The following is a 20,823-nucleotide window of genomic DNA, read 5'->3' on the forward strand; positions in this document are numbered from 1 at the left end:
GAGGGCAGCGTTTCGTCCGGGAAACGATGGTGATGCGGTCGGGAAACAGCACTCCCGCACGCTTCCTGGCATGACGTTGAGCGCACCGAAGACCGAGACTGCCCCCACGATCGTGCTCGTCGGGCACGGCATGGTCGGCCAGCGCTTCCTGGAGGGCCTGGCCGACCGGGGCGTGACCGCCCGCGCCCGGGTCGTGGTGCTGTGCGAGGAGCCCCGGCCCGCCTACGACCGGGTGCAGCTGACCTCGTACTTCTCCGGCCGGACCCCGGACGATCTGTCCATGGTCGAAGACGGCTTCATGGAGCGGCACGGCATCGAGCTGCACCTGGGCGACCCGGCCGAGGCCATCGACCGGGAGGCGCGCACGGTCACCGCGCGCTCCGGGCTCACCGTCACGTACGACACGCTCGTGCTGGCCACCGGCTCGTACCCGTTCGTCCCGCCGGTGCCCGGCAAGGACAGCGAGGGCTGCTTCGTCTACCGCACGGTCGAGGACCTGCTCGCGATCGAGGAGTACGCCAAGGACCGGGCGACCGGCACCGTGGTCGGCGGCGGGCTGCTCGGCCTGGAGGCGGCGGGCGCCCTCAAGGGGCTCGGGCTGACCACGCACATCGTGGAGTTCAACGAGCGGCTGATGGCGCTCCAGGTGGACCAGGGCGGCGGCGCCGCGCTGCGCCGCACCGTCGAGGACATGGGGCTGATCGTGCACACCGGCGTCGGCGGCAAGGAGATCACCGCCGACTCCAATGGCGCGGTGACCGCCATGGCCCTCTCGGACGGCTCGTCCATCGACACCGACCTGGTGATCTTCTCGGCCGGGGTGCGCCCCCGCGATCAGCTGGCCCGGGACTGCGGCCTGGACGTCGGCGAGCGCGGCGGCATCACGGTCGACGAGCGGTGCCGCACCAGCGATCCGGCGGTGTACGCGATCGGCGAATGCGCGCTGACCGCCGACGGCAAGGTGTACGGGCTGGTCGCGCCCGGGTACGAGATGGCGCAGACCGTCGCCGACGACCTCGCCGCGGTTGCTTGCGAGGGCTTCACCGGCGCCGACACCTCCACCAAGCTCAAGCTGCTCGGCGTGGACGTGGCGTCCTTCGGCGACGCCCACGGCACCGCCGACGGCTGTCTCGACGTCGTCTACTCCGACTCCCGCGCGGGCGTCTACAAGAAGCTGGTGATCGGCGCGGGCGGCGAACTGCTCGGCGGGGTGCTGGTCGGCGACGCCGACTCGTACGGCATGCTGCGGCCGCTGACCGGTTCCGTGCCGCCCGTCGCGCCCGAGCAGCTGGTGCTGCCCGCGGGGCTCGGCGCGCCCGCCGCGCTCGGCCCGTCCGCGCTGCCCGACGAGGCGGTCATCTGTAGCTGCCACAACGTCACCAAGGGCTCGATCCGCTCGGCGGTCACCGAGCACGAGTGCACCACCGTGCCCGAGGTGAAGAAGTGCACCAAGGCGGGCACCGGCTGCGGCAGCTGCGTCAAGACGCTCACCACGCTCGTGGGCGGCGAGCTGGAGGCCAGCGGGATCAGCGTCGACAAGGGGCTGTGCGGCTGCTTCGCGTACACCCGCGCGGAGCTGTACGAGATCGTCCGCACCCTGCGCATCACCACCTACGCGCAGCTGCTGGACAGCCACGGCCGCGAGGAGGCGCGCACCGGCGACGGCTGCGAGGTGTGCAAGCCGGCCGTCGGCTCGATCATCGCCTCGCTCGCCCCGACGCTGGGCGCCAGCGGCTACGTCCTCGACGGCGAACAGGCCGCCCTCCAGGACACCAACGACCACTTCCTGGCCAACCTCCAGCGCAACGGATCGTATTCGATCGTGCCGCGCATCCCCGGCGGCGAGATCACCCCGGAGAAGCTGATCGTGATCGGCGAGATCGCCCGGGACTTCGGCCTCTACACGAAGATCACGGGCGGTCAGCGGATCGACCTGTTCGGCGCCCGGGTGGACCAGCTCCCGGTGATCTGGGCCAAGCTGGTGGACGCCGGGTTCGAATCGGGCCACGCGTACGGCAAGGCGCTGCGCACCGTGAAGTCCTGCGTGGGCCAGACCTGGTGCCGCTACGGCGTCCAGGACTCGGTGCGCATGGCCATCGACCTGGAGCTGCGCTACCGGGGCCTGCGCTCCCCGCACAAGCTGAAGTCGGCCGTCTCCGGCTGCGCCCGCGAATGCGCCGAGGCGCGCGGCAAGGACTTCGGCATCATCGCCACCGTAGGCGGCTGGAACCTGTACGTCGGCGGCAACGGGGGCGCCGAGCCGCGCCACGCCGATCTGCTCGCCCAGGACCTGGACGACGAGGGGCTGATCCGGCTCATCGACCGCTTCCTGATGTTCTACATCCGCACCGCGGACCGGCTGGAGCGCACCTCGGCCTGGCTGGAGCGGATCGAGGGCGGCCTGGACCACGTACGGGACGTGGTGGTCCACGACTCGCTGGGGCTGTGCGCCGAGCTGGAGGCGCTGATGGCCGACCACGTGGCGGGTTACCGCGACGAATGGGCCGAGACCATCAACGACCCCGAGCGGCTGCGGCGCTTCGTCTCCTTCGTCAACGCGCCCGAATCGCCCGACCCGACGGTCGCCTTCGTCCCCGAGCGCGACCAGGTCAAGCCGGACCTGACGCTGCTGTCCGGCCCCACCATCCCCGTCCGTACCGCACGCACTCTCGAAGGGACTTCGAGCCGATGACCATGGCGCCCGAGCGGATCGACCTCCGCGTGGAACTCCTCGTCGACCAGCGGTGGTTCGCGATCTGCGGCCTCACCGACCTCATCCCGGGCCGCGGCGTGGCCGCCCTGCTGCCGGACGGCCGCCAGGTGGCGGTCTTCCTGGACCGGGCGGGCCGTCCGTACGCGATCGACAACCGCGACCCCTTCACCGGCGCGTACGTCCTCTCCCGGGGGCTGCTGGGCTCGGCGGACGGACGGCCGTTCGTGGCCTCGCCGCTGCTCAAGCAGCGCTTCGACCTGGAGACGGGGCGGTGCCTGGACGATGAGACGGTCACCGTCCAGGCGTACGCCACGCGCACGGAGGAGGCCGTGGCCGCCTAGACGCCTGGACGCCTACGACCCGGCGAGCCCGTCGCGGAAGGCGTTGTAGGCGGGCTTGGGCTGGTAGTTGGTGTCGTACAGATTGGCCGCCCCCTGGCCCGGGAAGGTGCCCGGCACCCAGGAGTCCCGGTCGCCGAAGCCCCACACCGTGATGCCGGTGCAGCGGGCGACCGCCAGACAGGTCCGGGCCACCGCCTTGTAGTCGTTGGCCTGCTGCTGGAGCTTGGTGGCGTTGGCCGGGGTGGCCATCCGTATGTCCAGCTCGCTGATCACGACCTCCACGCCGAGGTCGGCGAAGCGCTGGAGGTTGGCCTTCATCGTCGACGGGACCTGGCCCACGATCAGGTGGCTCTGGAAGCCGACGCCGTCGATCGGCACGCCCTGCGACTTCAGCGACTTGACCAGGTTGTACAGGCCGTCGCTCTTCGCGTTCGTGCCCTCGGTGTTGTAGTCGTTGATGAACAGCTTGGCGCTCGGGTCGGCGGCGCGCGCGGCCCGGAAGGCGTCGGCGATATACGACTGGCCGAGCTGGTTGGAGAACTTGGACGCGCGCAGGGTGCCGTTCTCGTTGAACGCCTCGTTGACCACGTCCCAGCGCTGGACCTTGCCCTTGTAGCGGGCGACCTGGGTGGTGACGTGGCCGGTCATGATGGTGCGCAGCTCGGCGTTGGAGAACGAGCCGTTGGCCAGCCAGTTCGGCATCTGGCTGTGCCAGACCAGGGTGTGCCCGTACACCTTCTGGCGGTTGGCCTGGGCGAACGAGACGAGACGGTCGGCGGCGGCCCAGTTGAACTGGCCCCGGTTCGGCTCGACCGAGTCCCACTTCATGGCGTTCTCGGCGGTGACGCTGGAGAACTCGCTCTTGGCGATGTTCGCGTAGGTGCCGTCGCTCAAGCGTCCGTCGTTGACCGCGGTGCCGACGAAGCGGCCGGTGCGGTCGGCGACTTCGCGCAGCGTGGGGTTGGCGGCCGCCTGGGTCGGGGCGGCGAGGGTGACGGCGAGCACCGCGGAAGCGAGCAGTGCGGTGGCGTGGGCTCTGCGTAAGCTCAGGAGCTGGAGCTTCATGGGAGTGTCCCTCTCTTCTCTTCACGTCTGTTCCGGTTTTCCGGAAGACTTCTGCAAGGTTCCGAGGGTGCGACCGGAAAGTTAGAGGCGGGCGTGACGCCCGTCAACGGAGGAGGCGGAAATGGCTACGGAGAGCGCGGGCCCCGACGGCGGTACCAAGCCCAAGGTGACGATCACCGCCATCGCCCAGGAGGCCGGGGTGTCCGTGCCCACGGTCTCGCGGGTCGTCAACGGACGGTCGGACGTCTCCCCCGAGACCCGGGCCCGGGTCGAGGACCTGCTACGTCTCCACGGCTACCGCCGCCGCCCGTCCGCCCCCGGCGACCGCGCCGCCCTCGTCGACCTGGTCTTCAACGACCTCGACAGCCCCTGGGCCGTGGAGATCATCCGCGGTGTGGAGGAGGTCGCGCACCAGGACGGGGTCGGTACGGTCGTCTCCGCCATCCACGGGCGGGCGGGCTCGACCCGGCAGTGGATGAAGAACCTGCGGGCCCGCGCCTCGGACGGGGTCATCCTGGTGACGTCCGTCCTGGAGCCGGTGGTCCACGCCGAGTTGCGGCGGCTGAACGTCCCCATCGTGGTCGTCGACCCCGCGGGTTCCCCCGCCCTCGACGGCCCCGCGGCGCCCACGGTCGGCGCCACCAACTGGGCCGGTGGCCTGGCCGCCACCGAACACCTGCTGAGCCTGGGGCACCGCCGTATCGGTTTCATCGCGGGCCCGCCGCGGCTGCTGTGCAGCCGGGCGCGGCTGGACGGACACCGGGCCGCCCTGGAGGCGGCAGGTGTTCCGTTCGATCAAGCTCTCGTCGCCCAGGGGGACTTCTACCACGAATCCGGTTTCCACGGCTGCGACCAGCTCATGGCCTCCCCCACCCCGCCGACCGCCGTCTTCGCCTCCAGCGACCAGATGGCGCTGGGCGCGATCGAGGCCCTGCGGAGGCGGGGGCTGCGGGTGCCGGAGGATGTGAGCGTGGTCGGCTTCGACGATCTCCCCGAGGTCAGCTGGTCCGCCCCGCCCCTGACGACGGTGCGACAGCCCCTGGCCGACATGGGCAAACTGGCGGCCCGCACGGTGCTGCGGCAGGCGCGCGGCGAGGAGATCGACTCCCCCCGCGTGGAACTCGCGACCCAGCTGATGATCCGAGCCAGCACCGCCCCACCGGCCGGAGCCTGACCCCCGCCCCGCCCCTCCCCGAACCCGGGGCTACCGCTGGGAGGTGCCCCCTGGACGGGCTGGATTTTCCAGCCCGTCCGGCGCTTGAGGACACGCCCGAAGCGCGTCCGGTACACCAGCCCAAGCCGGCGATCGGGGGCCGGGAGCGGCGCCGCTGCGGCAGGGCTGGGGCAGAGCCCCGGTGGCGGGGTTGGGGCAGAGCCCCGGCGGGACCGGGAGCGGCGCCGCTGTGGCGGCCCGAGGCGAAGCCCGGTGGAGTCCCCGTGACGCGGACCGGGGCGGAGCCCCCATAGCGAGCCGCCGTGGCCGAGGGCTGCGCTGGAACGGGGTCCAGGGGCGGAGCCCCTGGGGTGGCTCCCCGCCGCGGAGGGCCGGGGGCTTGCCCCCGGTTTCGGGAAGGGGCGGGGTGGGGGACTGAGGCCGCGTCGCTGCCCGAGGTATTGACACCGCATCAGACCCCCCATACCGTCCACGCAACCGCTTCCGAGAATTATCGGGCTACTTCCGGAAGGCACGTGATGCGCATACCTCGGTCAAGGTCATCCCTCCGTGCGACGGGCCTCGCGGCGGCAGCCGCGCTCGTGGTGGGGGGAACGCTCAGCGGCTGCGGAAGCAGTGGGCCCGGAGGGTCGGGCGAGGGGAACATCAGCGTCTGGGTCTACCAGGACCCCTCCACCAAGGTGCAGCGCCAGGTCGTCGAGCGGTTCAACAAGACCTCGAAGATCAAGGTCAAGCTCACCCAGGTGCCCGGCGACGGCTATTCGGACAAGCTGCGCACCTCCATGGGCACGCCCAACGCCCCGGACGTGTTCTTCAACTGGGGCGGCGGCAGCATCAGCGAGTTCGTGAAGAAGGACATGCTGCTCGACCTCGGGCCCGCGATGAAGAAGGACCCGTCGCTGAAGCAGGGGTTCATCCCCTCCATCCTCGACGCGGGCGGCATCGACGGAAAGCACTACGGCATCCCGATGCGCGGCATGCAGCCGGTGATCCTCTTCTACAACAAGGACGTCTTCAAGAAGGCGGGCGCCCAGCCGCCCACCTCCTGGAACGACATCATCAAGCTCATCGGCACCTTCAAGGGCAAGGGCATCACCCCCTTCGTCGTGGCCGGCACCGACCCGTGGACCGAGCTGATGTGGGTGGAGTACCTGGTGGACCGCTACGGCGGGGCCGGGGTCTTCAAGAAGATCCAGAGCGAGGGCAAGGACGCCTGGGGCGACCCGGCGGTGCTGAAGACGGCGGAGACCATCAAGGACCTGGTGGACCGCGGCGCGTTCGGCAAGAACTACAAGTCGGTCAACTACACCGCCGACGGCGCGTCCACGTACTTCGCCAAGGGCAAGGCCGCGATGCATCTGATGGGCAGCTGGGAGTACGCCAACCAGCAGGCCAACCAGCCCGCGTTCGCCAAGTCGGGCCTCGGCTGGACGACCTTCCCGGCCGTCCCCGGCGGCACCGGCGACCCCAAGAACGTGGTCGGCAACCCGACCAATTACTGGTCGATCAGCGGAAAGCTGAAGGGCAAGAAGCAGCAGGCGGCGATCGACTTCGTGAAGTTCGCGGCCAAGCAGGACTACGCCAAGGCGCTGATCGCCAACGGCGACGTCCCCACGACCTCCGACGCGTCGTCGCTGCTGAACGGGCACGAGAACCCCACGTACGCGAAGTTCCAGTACGACATGGTGCGGGACGCCCCGGACTTCACGCTCTCCTGGGACCAGGCGCTGCCCGCCAAGTACACCCCGCCGCTGCACACCAACGTGCAGAAGCTGTTCAACGGCCAGCTGAGCCCGACGGCGTTCGTCGACGCCATGAAGGGCATGTGATGGCCAACGCGGCGATCCGGCACAGCAAGAGCGTCGGGCGGCCGAGCGCCGCCTGGGCCCTGCCCGGCGCCCTGTTCTTCGTCTTCTTCGCCGTCGCCCCCATGGTCCTCGTCGTCGCGCTGGCCTTCACCGACTGGGACGGCATCGGCACCCCGCAGTGGACCGGCCTCAGTAACTGGACCCGGCTGTGGGACGACCCCGACACCCACCAGGCCATCCGGCTCAGCCTCGTCCTGACCGTGCTGACCTGGCTGGTGCAGACCCCGCTGGCGCTGCTGCTCGGGGTCTGGGCGGCGGGGCACCAGCGCAACCGGGCCGTGCTGTCGGCGATCTTCTTCCTGCCGCTGCTGGGGTCGTCCGTGGCGCTCGCGCTGGTGTGGAAGTCGCTGCTGGACCCGAACTTCGGCCTGATCGCCGACATCGGCCCGGCCCTCGGGTTCGAGGACGGCGATCTGCTGGGCAGCTCCACGGGTGCGTTCGGCGCGGTCCTCTTCGTCACCGCGTGGCAGTTCATCCCGCTGCACACGCTGATCTACCAGGGCGGCGCCCGGGCCGTCCCGCGGTCTCTCTACGACGCGGCGGCGATCGACGGCGCCGGCACCGTACGCCAGTTCTTCTCGATCACCCTGCCGCAGCTGCGGAACACCATCGTCACCTCGTCGGTGATCATGGTGGTGGGCGCGCTGACCTTCTTCGACACGGTCCTGATCCTCACCAAAGGCGGTCCCGGCACCGACACCACGATCATGCCGTACCTGATGTACAAGAACGGCTTCCAGGCGTTCGACCTCGGCTACGCGAGCGCCGTCGCGACCATCCTGGTGGTCGTCGCCACCACCGTCTCCCTGCTGCTCGTACGGCTCACCGGCTTCACCACGATGCGCAGCACCCGGGAGGGCATGTGACCGACGTCCTGCACGGCCGCCCCCGAAACGGCGTCCATACGCCGAAAAGGACCCCGGTGGCGTCACGCCCCCGCCAACGCCGCCGGGGTCTGTCCCGCCGCAACTATCCCGCCGGGCTCGGCTCCCTCATCTGGCTGGTGATCGTCGGGCTGCCGCTGTACGTGCTGGTCGCGGCCACCTTCCAGACCCGCGACGGCTACATCGACGACGGCCCGCTGGCCCTGCCCGACCACCCCACCCTCGCCAACTACCGGCGGGTGCTCACCTCCGGCTTCCTCCACTACCTCCTCAACACCGCGCTGGTCACGGCCGTCTGCGCGGCGCTCGTGATCGTGCTGTCGGTGACCGTCGGCTACAGCGTCGTCCGCACCCGCAGCCGCACCTCCCGCCGGATCTTCCAGCTCTTCCTGCTCGGGCTCGCGATCCCCTCCCAAGCGGTGATCATCCCGATCTACCTGGTCATCACCAAGCTGCATCTGTACGACACCCTCCTCGCCGTCATCCTGCCGACGGCCGCGTTCTCCCTCCCGGTCAGCGTGCTGATCCTGGTGGGCACGATGCGCGACATCGACGAGGAGATGTACGAGTCGATGGCGCTGGACGGCGCGAGCCCGACCCGGGTGCTGCTCCAGCTGGTCGTACCGCTGTCCCGGTCCGGGATCTCCACGGTCGGGGTGATGTCCGCGCTGCACGCCTGGAACGGGTTCCTCTTCCCGCTGATCCTCACCCAGTCCAAGAGCAACCGGCTGCTGACGCTGGGCCTGTACGACTACGTCGGCGAGTTCCGGGTGGACACCCCGGCGCTGCTCACCGCGGTCGTGCTGTCCATCGTCCCGATCTTCCTCGTGTATCTGTTCGCGCGGCGCCAGCTGATCAACGGTCTGATGGGTGTGGGCGGCAAATAATCCGGCCGCCCCCAGTTCGCCGCTCACCACAAGGAGCTTCATGCCTCACCCCTGGCAGGACACCTCCCTCCCCGCCGAGGACCGCGCGGACGATCTGCTCTCCCTCATGACGCTGGAGGAGAAGCTCGCGCAGCTGTACAGCGTGTGGCCGGGTTCGGAGACCGAGGCGGGCGGGGACGTCGCGCCGCTCCAGCATGAGGTGGCGGAGGCCGTGGACCTCGACGGCCTCCTTCCGCACGGCCTCGGCCAGCTGACCCGCCCCTTCGGTACCGCCCCCGTCGAACCCGCCGAAGGCGCCGCCGCCCTCGCCCGCGCCCAGGCCCACATCACCGCCGCCAACCGCTTCGGGATCCCGGCGCTCGTCCACGAGGAGTGCCTGACCGGGTTCACCGCCTGGCGCGCCACCGTCTTCCCCACCCCGCTCGCCTGGGGCGCGTCCTTCGACCCGGCGCTGGTGGAGCGGGCCGCCGCGCTGATCGGCGGATCGATGCGCTCGGTCGGCGTCCACCAGGGGCTCTCGCCCGTGCTGGACGTGGTGCGGGACGCGCGCTGGGGGCGTACGGAGGAGTCGATCGGCGAGGACCCGTATCTGGTCGCGACCGTCGGCACCGCGTACGTCCGCGGCCTCGAATCCGCCGGGATCATCGCCACGCTCAAGCACTTCGCGGGCTACTCGGCCTCGCGCGGCGCCCGCAACCACGCACCGGCCTCGATCGGCCCGCGGGAGCTGACGGAGATGATCCTGCCGCCGTTCGAGATGGCGCTGCGGGACGGCGGGGCACGTTCGGTGATGCACTCCTACAACGACCTCGACGGCGTCCCCTCCGCCGCCAACCCATGGCTGCTGACCGAGTTGCTGCGGGAGCAGTGGGGCTTCACCGGCACCGTCGTCGCCGACTACTTCGGCGTCTCCTTCCTGGAGCTGGCCCACCGCGTCGCCGACTCCCCCGGGCGCGCCGCCGCCCTCGCCCTCGCGGCGGGCGTGGACGTCGAACTCCCCGCCGTCCGCTGCTACGGCACCCCGCTGCGGGACGCCGTACGGGCCGGGGAGGTGCCGGAGCGGCTGGTCGACCGGGCGGTGCGCCGGGTGCTCACCCAGAAGGGCGAACTGGGGCTGCTGGACCCGGACTGGTCGCCGGAGGCCCCTGACAGCGTCGACTTCGACCCGCCCGCGATGCGGGCCGTCGCGCGGCAGCTGGCCGAGGAGTCCGTGGTGCTGCTCGCCGACGACGGGGACGTGCTGCCGCTGGCGCCCACCGCGCGCATCGCCGTCGTCGGGCCGCTCGCCGACGACCCCGCCGCCATGCTCGGCTGCTACACCTTCCCCCGCCACGTCGGCATCGAACACCCCGACCTGCCCATGGGCGTCGAGGTGCCGACGCTGCTCGCCGCGCTGCGCGCCGAGCTGCCCGACGCCCGGATCAGCCACGCCGAGGGGTGCGCCCCGCCCGGCCCGGCGCCCACCGCCCCGGCCGGGCCCGGCTCGGCGGGGGCGGCGGCGCTCACCGCCGAGAGCCGCCTGGCGCAGGCGGCCCGGATGGCGGCGGACGCCGAGGTGTGCGTGGCCGTGCTCGGCGACCGCTCCGGGCTCTTCGGCCGCGGCACCTCCGGCGAGGGGTGCGACGCCGCCGACCTCGAACTCCCCGGCGAGCAGGGGGCGTTGCTGGACACCTTGCTGGCCACCGGTACGCCCGTGGTGCTGGTGCTGCTCACCGGCCGCCCGTATGCCCTCGGCCGCTGGTCGGGGCTGCTGGCGGGCGCCGTGCAGGCGTTCTTCCCCGGCGAGGAGGGCGGCCCGGCGGTGGCCGGTGTGCTGGGCGGGCGCGTCAGCCCGTCCGGGCGGCTGCCGGTGAGCGTGCCGTACGCGCCCGGCGGCCAGCCCTGGACGTATCTGCAACCGCCGCTCGGCCACCTCAGCGGGGCGAGCACCGTCGACCCGACCCCGCTGTTCCCCTTCGGCCACGGGCTGACGTACACCTCGTTCGCCTGGGAGCGGCCGGAGGCCGACGCCGCCGAAGTGGCGACGGACGGCGAGACGACGGTACGGCTGACCGTGCGCAACACCGGCGACCGGGCCGGGACCGAGGTGGTGCAGCTGTATCTGCACGACCCGGTGGCCCGCACCGCCCGCCCGGTGGCGCGGCTCGTCGGCTACGCCCGGGTGCCGCTCGGCCCGGGCGAGTCGGCCGAGGTGCACTTCACCTTCCACGCCGACATGGCCGCGTACCCGGTGGACCGGGACGGCAGCCGGATCGTGGAACCGGGCGCGCTGGAGCTGCGGTTGGCGTCCTCCAGCGCCGACGCCGACGTACGCCACACCGTCCCGCTGACGCTGACCGGGCCCGAGCGCCGGGTGGACCACCGGCGGCGGCTGGTGTGCGAGGCGCGGGTGAAGTAGCGGGCGGGCGGGGCGCAAGGCGCATCCCAGTGCCCCGTGCCGTCGATGGCCCCGCCAGCGCGTGCACCAGCCACCGGTCGTCCAGAGCGGCCCGGGCGCGCGCGTCCGTCATCGACCCTCCCCGTTCGATCGCGTCATGGGGAGATCCTCCCCACGGGTCCGACAATGGTTCTGGTGCGCCGGGTTCTGGTGCGCGGAGAGCGGGAAGGCAGCGGGCATGGGCAAGGGAATCTTCCGGTACGTGTCCTCGTACGAGCCGCTGGGCGGGCCGGAGGCCGCTCCCGGCAGTCAGGATGAGCAGGACGTGGCGGTGTCCGAGTTCTTCCAGCAGGTCTCGGACAGGGTGCTCACGGGAGGCCCGCTGGGGAGGGAGCTGACCCGCCTGGACGCCGTCGACCGGTCGTGCACCTTCCGTCAGGCACCCGAACCGGATGCCCGCGCCGTCGTCGACACGGCCGGTGGGGCGCCCGCGGCGTCCTCCCCGGCGTGGGCGCATCTGGCGTGGCTCCTGCGGGAGCTTCCCTTCGTCCACGCGTTCCGGGAGTACGGGCATGAGGGCGGCCCGACGCTGCTCGGGGTGGAGGTGCCGTCACGCCAGTGGGCGGATGTGCTGACGGAGCATCACGGGGAGCGGTGGCGGGTGCGGGTGGCCCTGGCGGGCCGTACGGAGCCGATCGAGTTCCCGGGCATGGTGATCGGCGAAGTGTTCGGCGAGGGGCGGCACCGGGAGCTGGCAGAGTCGCATCTGCTAGATCCGGGAATCTGAGGCCCCGGCACATGGTGTCGCACCTTCACGGCCGCGCGCTTAGGCTGTCGCTCCGAGCGAGGGCTACCGGCGCATAACGCAGACCGCGAAGGAGTGCGTGATGAAGGGCTGGACCGCGAGCGACATCCCCGACCAGACCGGCCGCACCGCCGTGGTGACCGGCGCCAACAGCGGCCTCGGCTATGCCACCGCCCGCGAACTGGCCCGGCGCGGCGCCCAGGTGGTGCTGGCGTGCCGGGACGCGGGGCGCGGCAAGGACGCCGAGGAGCGGATCCGGGCGGAGGCGCCGGGCGCGGCGGTGCGGTTCGCGCCGCTGGACCTGGCGGATCTGGCGTCCGTACGGGCCTTCGCCGCGGACTTCCCGGAAGACCGGCTCGATCTGCTGATCAACAACGCCGGCGTGATGGCTCTCCCGTACCGCCGGACGGCCGACGGCTTCGAGATGCAGTTCGGCGTCAACCACCTCGGCCACTTCGCGCTCACCGGACTGCTGCTGCCGAAGCTGCTGGAGGCCGGGCCGGGCGCCCGCGTGGTCACCGTGTCCAGCTTCATGCACCTGCTGGGCACGGTCGATCCGGCTGACCTCTCCATGCAGCGCACATACCGGCGTTGGGTCGCCTACGCCCGCTCCAAGAGCGCCAATCTCCTCTTCACCCACGAACTGGCCCACCGCCTGCGCACCGCGGGCCTCCCCCTGGTGGCGGCCGCCGCCCATCCGGGCTACGCCGCGACCAACCTGATGTCCGCCGCGCCGAAGATGGAGGGCCACCGGGCGAAGGAGCGCTTCATGGAGATCGGCAACCGCTACTTCGCCCAGCCCGCGGAGCGCGGCGCGCTGCCCACCCTCTACGCGGCGACCGCCCCCGGCATCCGGCAGGACGACTACGTCGGCCCGCCCCTCCAGGGCCTCCGCCCCGGCTCCCCCACCCGGGCGGCCCGCGCCAAGTGGACCCTCAGCGACAAGGCGGCCCGCCAGCTGTGGGCGGCCTCGGAACAGCTCACGGGGGTGCGGTACGGGGCGCTCACGTGAGCCGCTGCGGGCAGGGGATCTCGGGCCGCATACGGTGCGGGCTGCACGCGACCAGGCAGACGGAGAGGAACCGCTGCCCCGCGAGGTACCAGCCCCCGACGACGTCCTCCCAGGCCCGCACCGCGCGGGAGGCCTTGTCCGCCTCCGGGACGAAGCCCGCCATGTGCGTGCGCACTTGCTCGGCGAACCAGTCAGCTGCCTCGGCGGGGTCGGACCAGGTGCCCTGGATGAACGACGGCGGCTTCAGCAGCCAGTGAGCCACGTCCAGCGGGACGACCTTGCTGGACGTGAACTCGGGGTGGATGGGCCGCCTGGGCCCGTCCTTCGACAGCTCGTATCCGGTGTCGACAACCCGCCCACTCCCGGGCAGCTCTATCTGCTTGAGGGCGCCAAGCGGAACTGTGCGGCAGGAGAGGACATCCGCAACATGTGGCGCGCGGACGCCGACCGGCTGCGACTGCCCGCCGAAGACTTCTGGGTTTTCGACTCCCGGCTCGTCGCCCTCCTCAACTTCGATGACGACGACAATCTGCTCACCGTGGAGGTGATCACGGAGCCGGTGGCGGTCAACCGCTATCTCCAGGTTCGGGATGCGGCATGGCACTACGCCGTCCGGTACGACACGTTCGCAGCGGGACTGACCACGTAGGCTGCAAGTACCGTGTGACCGGTGAGCACTGACTTTCAACAGGCACGGGTGGCCCTGGGAGCGCGGCTTCGGGAGCTGCGTGCGTCATGTCCTGGAGGTCGGCTCACCGGTAGACAACTCGCGGAGCGACTGGGCTGGCCGCACTCCAAGATCTACAAGCTGGAAAACGGCCGCCAGACAGCGACAGCCGAGGATCTGCGCGCCTGGGCCACGGCAACCGATCAGCCGGAAGCCGCCGAGGAACTGCTCTCCCGGTTCAACGGGCTGGAATCCCACATCCGATCATGGCGCAGCCAACTCGCCGCGGGGCACAAGCCCGTACAGGACGCGATCACCGCTGAACACGACCGCACGGCCACACTGCGCATCTGGGAAAACTGTCTCGTGGCAGGCATGCTCCAGACGGCCGACTACGCACGAGCGGTCTTCACCCGGAATGCCGACCTGCACAAGTCTCCACGAGACACCGAAGCCGCGGTCCGCGCCCGGGTGAAGCGTCAGGAAGCGCTGTACGACTCGCGCAAGCGGTACCACATCCTCATGTGGGAAGGAGCGCTCCGCGCTCGTGTCTGCCCGCCGTCGGTGCTCGCCGCACAGCTCGACCGGCTGATGAGCGTGATCGACTGGACACGGTCGAGCTGGGGATCGTCCCATTCACCGCGTCGTTGAAGATCCATCCCTCCAACGGATTCTGGATCCACGACGAGCGGCTGGTGCTCGTCGAGGACTGGCACGCGGAACTCTGGATCAACGACGCCGACAGCATCGCCCTCTATCTCCGCGCCTGGAACGCCCTCCGCGAATCCGCCGTCTACGGGGCCGACGCCCACCGTCTGATCCACGAGGCCCGGCGGGCGCTGATCGGGTAATGTGGCCGTCACTCGTACGCACCAAGGAGGTGAGACCCATCAACGCCAGTTCAGGCTGGGTGCTCTCGCCTCAGGGCCGTATGCGGCACAGCTGACCGCCGGGAGCGCCCCAGGGGCATCCCGAAAGGCTTCCATGTCGGCTACATCTTCTTCACCTTCACTCATCAGCATGTCCACCGTCGTCACCCGGCTGCGCGCCGCCGGGTGTGTGTTCGCCGAGGATGAGGCGCAGCTCATCCTGTCCGCAGGCCGCGGTCCGGCCGAAACAGACGCCATGGTCGACCGGCGCGCCGCCGGGCTGCCGCTGGAGCACGTGCTCGGCTGGGCGGAGTTCCGGGGGTTGCGGATATCCGTCGACGCCGGGGTGTTCGTGCCGCGGCGGCGTACGGAGTTCCTGGTGGAGCGGGCGGCCGCGCTGGCGCGGCCGGGCGCGGTGGTGGTGGATCTGTGTTGCGGGTCGGGCGCGTTGGGGGCCGCGCTGGTGGCGGCGCTGGGGGGCCGGGCCGAGTGGTACGCGGCCGACATCGACCCGGCCGCGGTGCGCTGCGCCCGCCGTAACGTCGAGCCCGCGGGCGGGGCGGTGTTCGAGGGCGATCTGTACGAGCCGCTGCCCGCCGCCCTGCGCGGCCGGGTCGATGTGCTGCTGGCCAACGTGCCGTACGTCCCCACCGGGGAGGTCGGCCTGCTGCCGCCGGAGGCGCGCGTCCATGAGGCGCGGGTGGCGCTGGACGGGGGCGCGGACGGGCTCGACGTGCTGCGCCGGGTGACCGCCGGGGCGTCGGGGTGGCTGGCGCCGGGCGGCAGTCTGCTGTTCGAGACGAGCGAGCGGCAGGCGTCGCACGCACTCGACATCGTCGCCGGTGACGGGCTGGTCCCGCGGGTGGAGGTGTGTGAGGAGCGGGAGGCCACGATCGTGATCGGGACCCTCGGCCGCTGAGAGATTCAGACCTCCAGTTCGGCCTCGATCTTTCTCAGCTGGTGGCGGGCCATCGCGAGGTTCGCGCGTCCGGAGTCGAGGACGAGGTACAGGAAGAGGCCGTTGCCTCCACGGCTCTTGAGCAGCCGGATCAGGTGGTACTGGGTGCCCAGGGTGATGAGGATGTCCTCGATCTCGTCCTGGAGGCCGAGGTGTTCCATGGTGCGCAGCTTGGCGCGGACGACGTCGGTGTTACCGGCGGCCGCCACGTTCAGGTCGAAGCTCGCGCCGCCTCCGATGGTGCCCAGCGCCATCCCGCTGGTGTAGTCGACGAGCGCGGCTCCGGTGGCGCCCTCGATCGTCGAGAGTGCGTCCTTCAGTGCTGATTCGGTGTTCGCCATGACGGTTCCCTTCGGGTTGCGATGGTGCTGCGGTGTGGGGTGTGGCTACGTCGTCGGGGTCTCCCCCGCGGCCGGGCGCCGGGAGCGGGTGCGGGCCCCGCCCGCGCGGGGGGAGGTGGGCCGTACGGGCAAGGGAGGCGCGCCGGGGGTGGCGGATGGCTGTCCGCGGGGACGGTCGGGCTGCTGGGCGGACACCCGCGCGGTGGCCTGGAGCAGTTCGCCGACGCGGCTGCTGGAGCGGCGTCCTTCCAGGTGCAGTCGGCCGACGTTCACCTGTCCTTCGGCCAGCAGGGTCAGCACGGCGGACGGCCCGGCGGCGTAGGTGGCCACATAACCGCGGTCGCTGCGGAGGAGGAGTTCGCGGAAGCCGCCCTGCCCGGTGGCGTCGGTGAGCCGGAGGGCGATACCCAGGGCGGCCGCGGTGAGGGCGGCCACGCCCTCCGGCTCCACGCCCCGGGTGTCCTGCGCCAGCACGAGGCCGTCGGCGCTGGCCGCGAGCGCGCCCGTCAGCTGCGGCATGCGGGACCGGAGCCGGTGGAGTTCGTCGAGGATTTCCGCCTCGGCCGACATGAGCTGTCTCCTTTCGGCACGCTGTCCGAGCGCGCGGATCACAGGGCCTCCAGTGCGTTCCTGAGTCGGCGCAGGAGGCTGATGTCGGGGCCGGTGGACGTCTCCGGAGGCCGGGCGGCCACGGCTTCGGGCCGTGGCCGCCGCCGGGTCGGCGCTACGGGATCGTGGCGGCGGGCCGGCGCCACGATCCCGGCGGCGGCGAGACGGCGGACGTCGACGAGCGTGTGGAAGGCGGGGCGGCCCAGGAGGCGGGCGATGTCGGCTGCGGTGCGCACCCCGTCGACGTGCTCGAGGACCGCGCGCTGCCGCCGCGGCAACCTCGCGTCGAGGGGGAGCCGGGTCCGCGACAGCGGTTCGGTGTCCGCCGCGTCCTCCGGCCAGATCTCGTGCAGCAGCTCCTGTCGGCGCGATGTCTCACGCTGCACCGCGTCGACCGGCACCGGGCGCACGGCTCCCAGCCAGTGTCCGACCCCGTAGCGGAAGCGGGCCGGGCCATCGTCCGGGCCGAGGACGAAGAACGCCGCGTCGTACAGCGCCCCGAGGTGGCACAGTTCCAGCGCGCCCTCGGGGAAGCGGCCGCTGTCCACCAGAAACCGCCCCACCCGCTGTTCGGGTCCGGCCGCGTCGAGGGCTTGCCGCCACTCCTCGGGTGACAGGGCGCCGCCCGTGGTGAGCAGCAGCTCCAGATCGGGCGTGTCCGGGCTCTCCGCGTGGATCACGTGTCCGTCGGCGAGATGGAGCGTGCCCCGCTCCCGCATGAAGGAGCCGGTGGCCTTCTCGGCGGCGAGCCGGTGCAGCATGGACAAGCCCGCCGGAGCACTGTCGGCGGTGGTCGCGGGGCGCCGCCGGGGCAGACCGGAAGAGAGTGCCCGCAAGGCGCTCACCCCAGCACCAGTTGCCGCGCCATCTCGCCCAGCCGGATGCGGGCGAGGGCGAGATTGCCCTCCGTACGGCCGAGCCACAGATGCAGGAAGACACTGCTGTCGAAGGTGGTGCGGACGAACTGGAGGAGGTGGTAGCTGTCGCGGTTGCTGACGATCAGATCGTTGACGGGAATGTCAGCGTCCGAGCAGTCCGACCAGTCGGAGCCGTCGGCGGGGGCGAAGGACGGGGATTCCGCCGCCATCCGCGCGAGTTCCGCCGTCTCGGCCGCCGTGGTCTCGTGGTCGCCGCTCGGCGACTCCCCGACCGTGCCCAGAGCCAGACCGCTGGTCCAGTCGACCACGGCGGCGCCCCGGGCGCCGGGCAGTTTCATGGCCTCCAGCAGGCACTCGTCGATGCCGGGCACCGTGACATCCCTCCCCGCGTGCGTCGAACGAATATGGAGAACCTAGACTCCATATGTGGGGGAAATGTGAAGACGCGGGTAAAGTTTTGTGGAACCCGTGACTAATGAGTAGCGGATGTCAATGTTCTGAGGTTCCGTCACGCATGGACGAAACAGCCCAAATCTCCCGCCGGAGGCGGCTTCTCGATGCGTCAGCCGGTGCGGTGGTGGCCGATGCGCCGGTCCAGCGCGCGGCGGGCGCCGTCGAGGGCGGCGGCGGTGGCCCGCCGGGCGGACGCGGCATCCGGGTGGCCGAGCGCGCCCGCGATCTCGTCCCACGTACGGCCCGAGGCGAGCAGCGCGTGGACGGCGGCACCGAGCGCGTGGTCGGTGGCTCGGCGGGCCTCGCCGATCCGGCTCAGGGTGGCGAGCAGATCGGGCGCGGTGTGGGCGGCGTCGGTGTGGTGGCCGACGAGGGTGAGCGACTGGTCCGCGGTCACCCACCAGTCGCCGGGGGTGGGGGGTTCTGGGGTCACGGTCACCCGGCCATCGTAACGCCGGTGGACCGTTGAGTGGGTCGCGTGGTCCGTGCAGCGGACCAGCGCGGTCAGGCCTCGATGCGCTCGACCCGGTCGATGAGCAGCGCGTAGGCGACCAGCCCCACGGCGACGACGATGCCGATGTAGCCGAGCGCCCAGGCGAAGGAGCCGGTCGCGTCGACGATGAAGCCGATGACGAGCGGGGTGAGCACACCGCCCGCGTTGGCCATGAAGTTGAAGACGCCGCCGCCGGTGCCGGTGAGCCGCCGCGGGACGGAGTCCGCGAAGAGCGCCCAGCTGTTCTGCATCAGCCCCTGGGCGAAGAACGCGATCGACATGAAGGTGATGACGAGCGGTGCGGAGTCGGTGAAGTTCGCGCACACGATGATCGAGGCGAGTACGAAGCCGATCATCACCGGAAGCTTGCGGGCGACCGTGCGGGAGCGGCCGTTGTTCAGCATCCGGTCCGACCAGGCGCCGCCCGCGAGCGTGCCGACCAGCGCGGCGAGGTAGGGCGCGGAGGCCCAGAAACCGGCCTTGATGATGCCCATCCCCTTCTCCTCCACCAGATAGCTGGGGAACCAGGTGAGGAAGAAGAAGAGGACGGAGGCGCTGGCGAACTGGCCGATGTACATGCCCCACAGCCGCTTGTTGGTGAACAGCACCCGCAGATCGGCGCCCATGGTGGAGAGTTCCGCCTCGGATGCCTTCTCCACGGCGGCCGCCGACTCCTGCTCGTCGGGCTGCTGGATGTGCGCCAGCTCCTCGACGCTGACCTTCGGGCTCTGCTCGGGGCGGTCGTACACCCGGCGGAACCAGACGACGGAGAAGAGCAGCCCGACCGCCCCGGTGACCAGGAACACCGAGTGCCATCCGAAGTGCACGGTGAGCAGGGACAGGACGGGCGCGGCGACCGCGAGCCCGATGTACTCGCCGGAGGTGTACGTGGCGGTGGCCCGGCCGCGCTCGTTGCCCGGGAACCAGTTGACGACCAGGCGGTTGTTGGACGGGAACGCCGGTGCCTCGAAGGCGCCGAGCGCGACCCGGATGCCGACGAGCGAGCCGAAGCCGCGGGAGAGGACCACGGCGGCGGTCGCGAGCGACCAGCCGACCAGGGCGTACCCGAAGGCCAGCTTGGCGCCGACCTTGTCGATGAGCCGTCCGGTGGGGATCTGGAGCAGCAGATAGGCCCAGCCGAAGGAGGACAGCAGGATGCCCTGCTGGGTGGCGGTGAGGTGGAGGTCGTCCTTGATGTGCGGAAGGGCGACCGAAAGGTTCGTCCGGTCCAGGTAGTTGATCGCGGTGATGATGAAGAGGGAGGTCAGCAGCCCGTAGCGGGCCCGGCTGACGGCCGGGCGGGCGGAGTCGGGGACGAGCGGCGGGGGTGCGGCGGGGGCGGGCGTGCCGGTGGTGCTCATGGCGAGACTCCTTCGTCTCAGGGGAGAGGCGTGGGGAGGGGGAGTTCGGTCGGCGGCGGTGGAGCTCAGTCGGCGGCGGTGAGCGAGATCCAGGTCTTGCCCGCGCGTTCACGGGCTCCGGCGAACGCCTCCTGCGCGCGCTCCAGCGGGAAGCACGCGTCGATCGCGGCGCCGGGCCGTACCGCGCCCGAGGCGATGTCGGCCAGGGCGGCGGTGAAGTCGCCGGGGTGGTCGTAGATGAGCGAGCCGCGGAGGGTGAGCTGCGCGCGGACGAGCTGGTTCAGGGTGAGCGGCAGCGGGTCCGCGCCCAGCCCGACCAGGACGAACGTGGCGCCCGGCGCCGTACGCTCCAGCGCGGCGCGCAGTGCGGCCTGGGCGCCGGACGACTCGAAGACGTACCCGAACCCGCCCTCGCCGTCGGCCGCGGCACGGGCGCCCAGCTCCACGGCGCGCGCCAGGCGCGGCGGATGGGGTTCGACGACGGCCGGGCGGACGCCGACGGCCAGCAGCGCCTGGCAGAGCAGCAGCCCCTGGGCGCCCGCGCCGACGACGAGGGTCTTGTCGTCGGCGGTGACGCCCCCGCGGCGTACGGCGGTACGGGCCACCGTGTACGGCTCGGCGCAGGCCAGGTCGACGGCGCGGGCGGAGTCGGGGACCGGGTGGGCGAAGGGGGCGGGGACGGCGACGCGCTCGGCGAGGAGACCGGGGGCGTTCATCCCGACGATGGTGCGCTTGGCGCAGGCGGAGGTGAGCCCGCGGGCGCAGTCGGGGCACTGGAGGCAGGCGTAGTTGGGCTCGATGACGACGCGGGTCCCGGGGGCGGGCGCCGCGGTGGCCTGAGCGCCGACGGCGACGATCCGGCCGAAGCCCTCGTGGCCGACCACCCAGGGGAGGGCCGGGGGTTGGCGCGCGCCGTCGAAGACGGCCAGGTCGGAACCGCAGATCCCCATGCCGTCGAGCTGGACGAGGACATCGCGGGGGCCGCATACGGGCTCCGGCCAGTCATCGGCGATCCGGAGGCGGCGGGGTGCGGTGAGAACGGCTGCTTTCACCGTGACTCCTGACATT

At 71.5% G+C, this 20,823-nt stretch carries 19 protein-coding genes and 2 pseudogenes; 12 read left to right on the forward strand and 9 right to left on the reverse strand.

Annotated features, from left to right (window positions below; all coding sequences use genetic code 11):
• Positions 1-70: 70 nt before the first annotated feature.
• A complete protein-coding gene (nirB, locus tag LCH29_RS12750) occupies positions 71-2,692 on the forward strand; it encodes a nitrite reductase large subunit NirB (protein ID WP_446461813.1) in 2,622 nt (873 codons plus the stop codon).
• Positions 2,689-3,054 (forward strand): nitrite reductase small subunit NirD, encoded by a 366-nt coding sequence (gene nirD, locus LCH29_RS12755; protein WP_446461814.1) that lies wholly within the window; start codon positions 2,689-2,691, stop codon positions 3,052-3,054. Before nirB ends, nirD begins: the two co-directional genes overlap by 4 nt.
• Positions 3,055-3,066: 12 nt before the next feature.
• Here nirD and LCH29_RS12760 read toward each other — a convergent pair whose 3' ends face one another.
• A complete protein-coding gene (locus LCH29_RS12760; protein ID WP_446461815.1) occupies positions 3,067-4,119 on the reverse strand; it encodes an endo-1,4-beta-xylanase in 1,053 nt (350 codons plus the stop codon).
• 121 nt (positions 4,120-4,240) lie between these two features.
• On the opposite strand from LCH29_RS12760, the gene LCH29_RS12765 reads away from it, so the two are divergent.
• The 7 genes from LCH29_RS12765 to LCH29_RS12795 all read left to right on the forward strand — a co-directional run bounded on the left by LCH29_RS12765 (position 4,241) and on the right by LCH29_RS12795 (position 13,126).
• Positions 4,241-5,293: a LacI family DNA-binding transcriptional regulator gene (locus LCH29_RS12765; protein WP_446461816.1), complete on the forward strand. Its 1,053-nt coding sequence runs from the start codon at positions 4,241-4,243 to the stop codon at positions 5,291-5,293.
• A gap of 518 nt (positions 5,294-5,811) precedes the next feature.
• Positions 5,812-7,122 carry an ABC transporter substrate-binding protein gene (locus LCH29_RS12770; protein ID WP_446461817.1) on the forward strand — a complete coding sequence of 437 codons (1,311 nt, stop codon included), beginning with the start codon at positions 5,812-5,814 and terminating at the stop codon, positions 7,120-7,122.
• Complete coding sequence (locus tag LCH29_RS12775; RefSeq protein WP_446461818.1) at positions 7,122-8,027, forward strand: carbohydrate ABC transporter permease; 906 nt, start codon at positions 7,122-7,124, stop codon at positions 8,025-8,027. The genes LCH29_RS12770 and LCH29_RS12775 overlap by 1 nt, the downstream gene beginning before the upstream one ends.
• 56 nt (positions 8,028-8,083) lie before the next feature.
• Positions 8,084-8,932, forward strand: a complete 849-nt coding sequence (locus tag LCH29_RS12780; RefSeq protein WP_446461819.1) for a carbohydrate ABC transporter permease — start codon at positions 8,084-8,086, stop codon at positions 8,930-8,932.
• Between the two features lie 40 nt (positions 8,933-8,972).
• A complete protein-coding gene (locus LCH29_RS12785) occupies positions 8,973-11,330 on the forward strand; it encodes a beta-xylosidase/alpha-l-arabinosidase (protein WP_446461820.1) in 2,358 nt (785 codons plus the stop codon).
• 217 nt (positions 11,331-11,547) lie between these two features.
• A complete protein-coding gene (locus LCH29_RS12790; RefSeq protein WP_446461821.1) occupies positions 11,548-12,096 on the forward strand; it encodes a hypothetical protein in 549 nt (182 codons plus the stop codon).
• 100 nt (positions 12,097-12,196) lie between these two features.
• The gene (locus LCH29_RS12795; protein ID WP_446461822.1) at positions 12,197-13,126 is read left to right on the forward strand and encodes an oxidoreductase; all 930 of its coding nucleotides are present in this window, start codon (positions 12,197-12,199) and stop codon (positions 13,124-13,126) included.
• Here LCH29_RS12795 and LCH29_RS12800 read toward each other — a convergent pair.
• Positions 13,119-13,388 carry a hypothetical protein gene (locus LCH29_RS12800; RefSeq protein ID WP_446461823.1) on the reverse strand — a complete coding sequence of 90 codons (270 nt, stop codon included), beginning with the start codon at positions 13,386-13,388 and terminating at the stop codon, positions 13,119-13,121. The genes LCH29_RS12795 and LCH29_RS12800 overlap by 8 nt on opposite strands.
• An 81-nt stretch (positions 13,389-13,469) precedes the next feature.
• On the opposite strand from LCH29_RS12800, the pseudogene LCH29_RS12805 reads away from it, so the two are divergent.
• From LCH29_RS12805 to LCH29_RS12815, 3 genes and pseudogenes are all read left to right on the forward strand, one after another.
• Positions 13,470-13,775 (forward strand): annotated as a pseudogene (locus LCH29_RS12805) (DUF6879 family protein); the annotation flags it as partial.
• A gap of 21 nt (positions 13,776-13,796) precedes the next feature.
• A pseudogene (locus LCH29_RS12810) lies at positions 13,797-14,644 on the forward strand (helix-turn-helix domain-containing protein).
• A 133-nt stretch (positions 14,645-14,777) separates the two neighbouring features.
• On the forward strand, positions 14,778-15,581 hold the full coding sequence (locus LCH29_RS12815; protein ID WP_446461824.1) for a putative protein N(5)-glutamine methyltransferase: 804 nt from the start codon (positions 14,778-14,780) through the stop codon (positions 15,579-15,581).
• Between the two features lie 5 nt (positions 15,582-15,586).
• Here LCH29_RS12815 and LCH29_RS12820 read toward each other — a convergent pair whose 3' ends face one another.
• The 7 genes from LCH29_RS12820 to LCH29_RS12850 form a co-directional block, all read right to left on the reverse strand.
• Positions 15,587-15,961: a hypothetical protein gene (locus LCH29_RS12820; protein ID WP_123107792.1), complete on the reverse strand. Its 375-nt coding sequence runs from the start codon at positions 15,959-15,961 to the stop codon at positions 15,587-15,589.
• Positions 15,962-16,006: 45 nt separating this feature from the next.
• Positions 16,007-16,531, reverse strand: coding sequence for a roadblock/LC7 domain-containing protein (locus LCH29_RS12825; protein WP_446461825.1), 525 nt, complete (start codon positions 16,529-16,531; stop codon positions 16,007-16,009).
• Between the two features lie 38 nt (positions 16,532-16,569).
• Positions 16,570-17,331 carry a transcriptional regulator gene (locus tag LCH29_RS12830; RefSeq protein WP_446461862.1) on the reverse strand — a complete coding sequence of 254 codons (762 nt, stop codon included), beginning with the start codon at positions 17,329-17,331 and terminating at the stop codon, positions 16,570-16,572.
• A gap of 80 nt (positions 17,332-17,411) precedes the next feature.
• Positions 17,412-17,819 (reverse strand): hypothetical protein, encoded by a 408-nt coding sequence (locus tag LCH29_RS12835; protein ID WP_446461826.1) that lies wholly within the window; start codon positions 17,817-17,819, stop codon positions 17,412-17,414.
• Between the two features lie 191 nt (positions 17,820-18,010).
• Positions 18,011-18,340 (reverse strand): hypothetical protein, encoded by a 330-nt coding sequence (locus tag LCH29_RS12840; RefSeq protein WP_446461827.1) that lies wholly within the window; start codon positions 18,338-18,340, stop codon positions 18,011-18,013.
• A gap of 65 nt (positions 18,341-18,405) precedes the next feature.
• Positions 18,406-19,755, reverse strand: coding sequence for an MFS transporter (locus tag LCH29_RS12845; protein WP_446461828.1), 1,350 nt, complete (start codon positions 19,753-19,755; stop codon positions 18,406-18,408).
• A 65-nt stretch (positions 19,756-19,820) separates the two neighbouring features.
• Positions 19,821-20,807, reverse strand: coding sequence for a zinc-dependent alcohol dehydrogenase (locus LCH29_RS12850; RefSeq protein WP_446461829.1), 987 nt, complete (start codon positions 20,805-20,807; stop codon positions 19,821-19,823).
• Between the last annotated feature and the right edge of the window lie 16 nt (positions 20,808-20,823).

Source organism: Streptomyces sp. BRA346, from assembly GCF_052851135.1.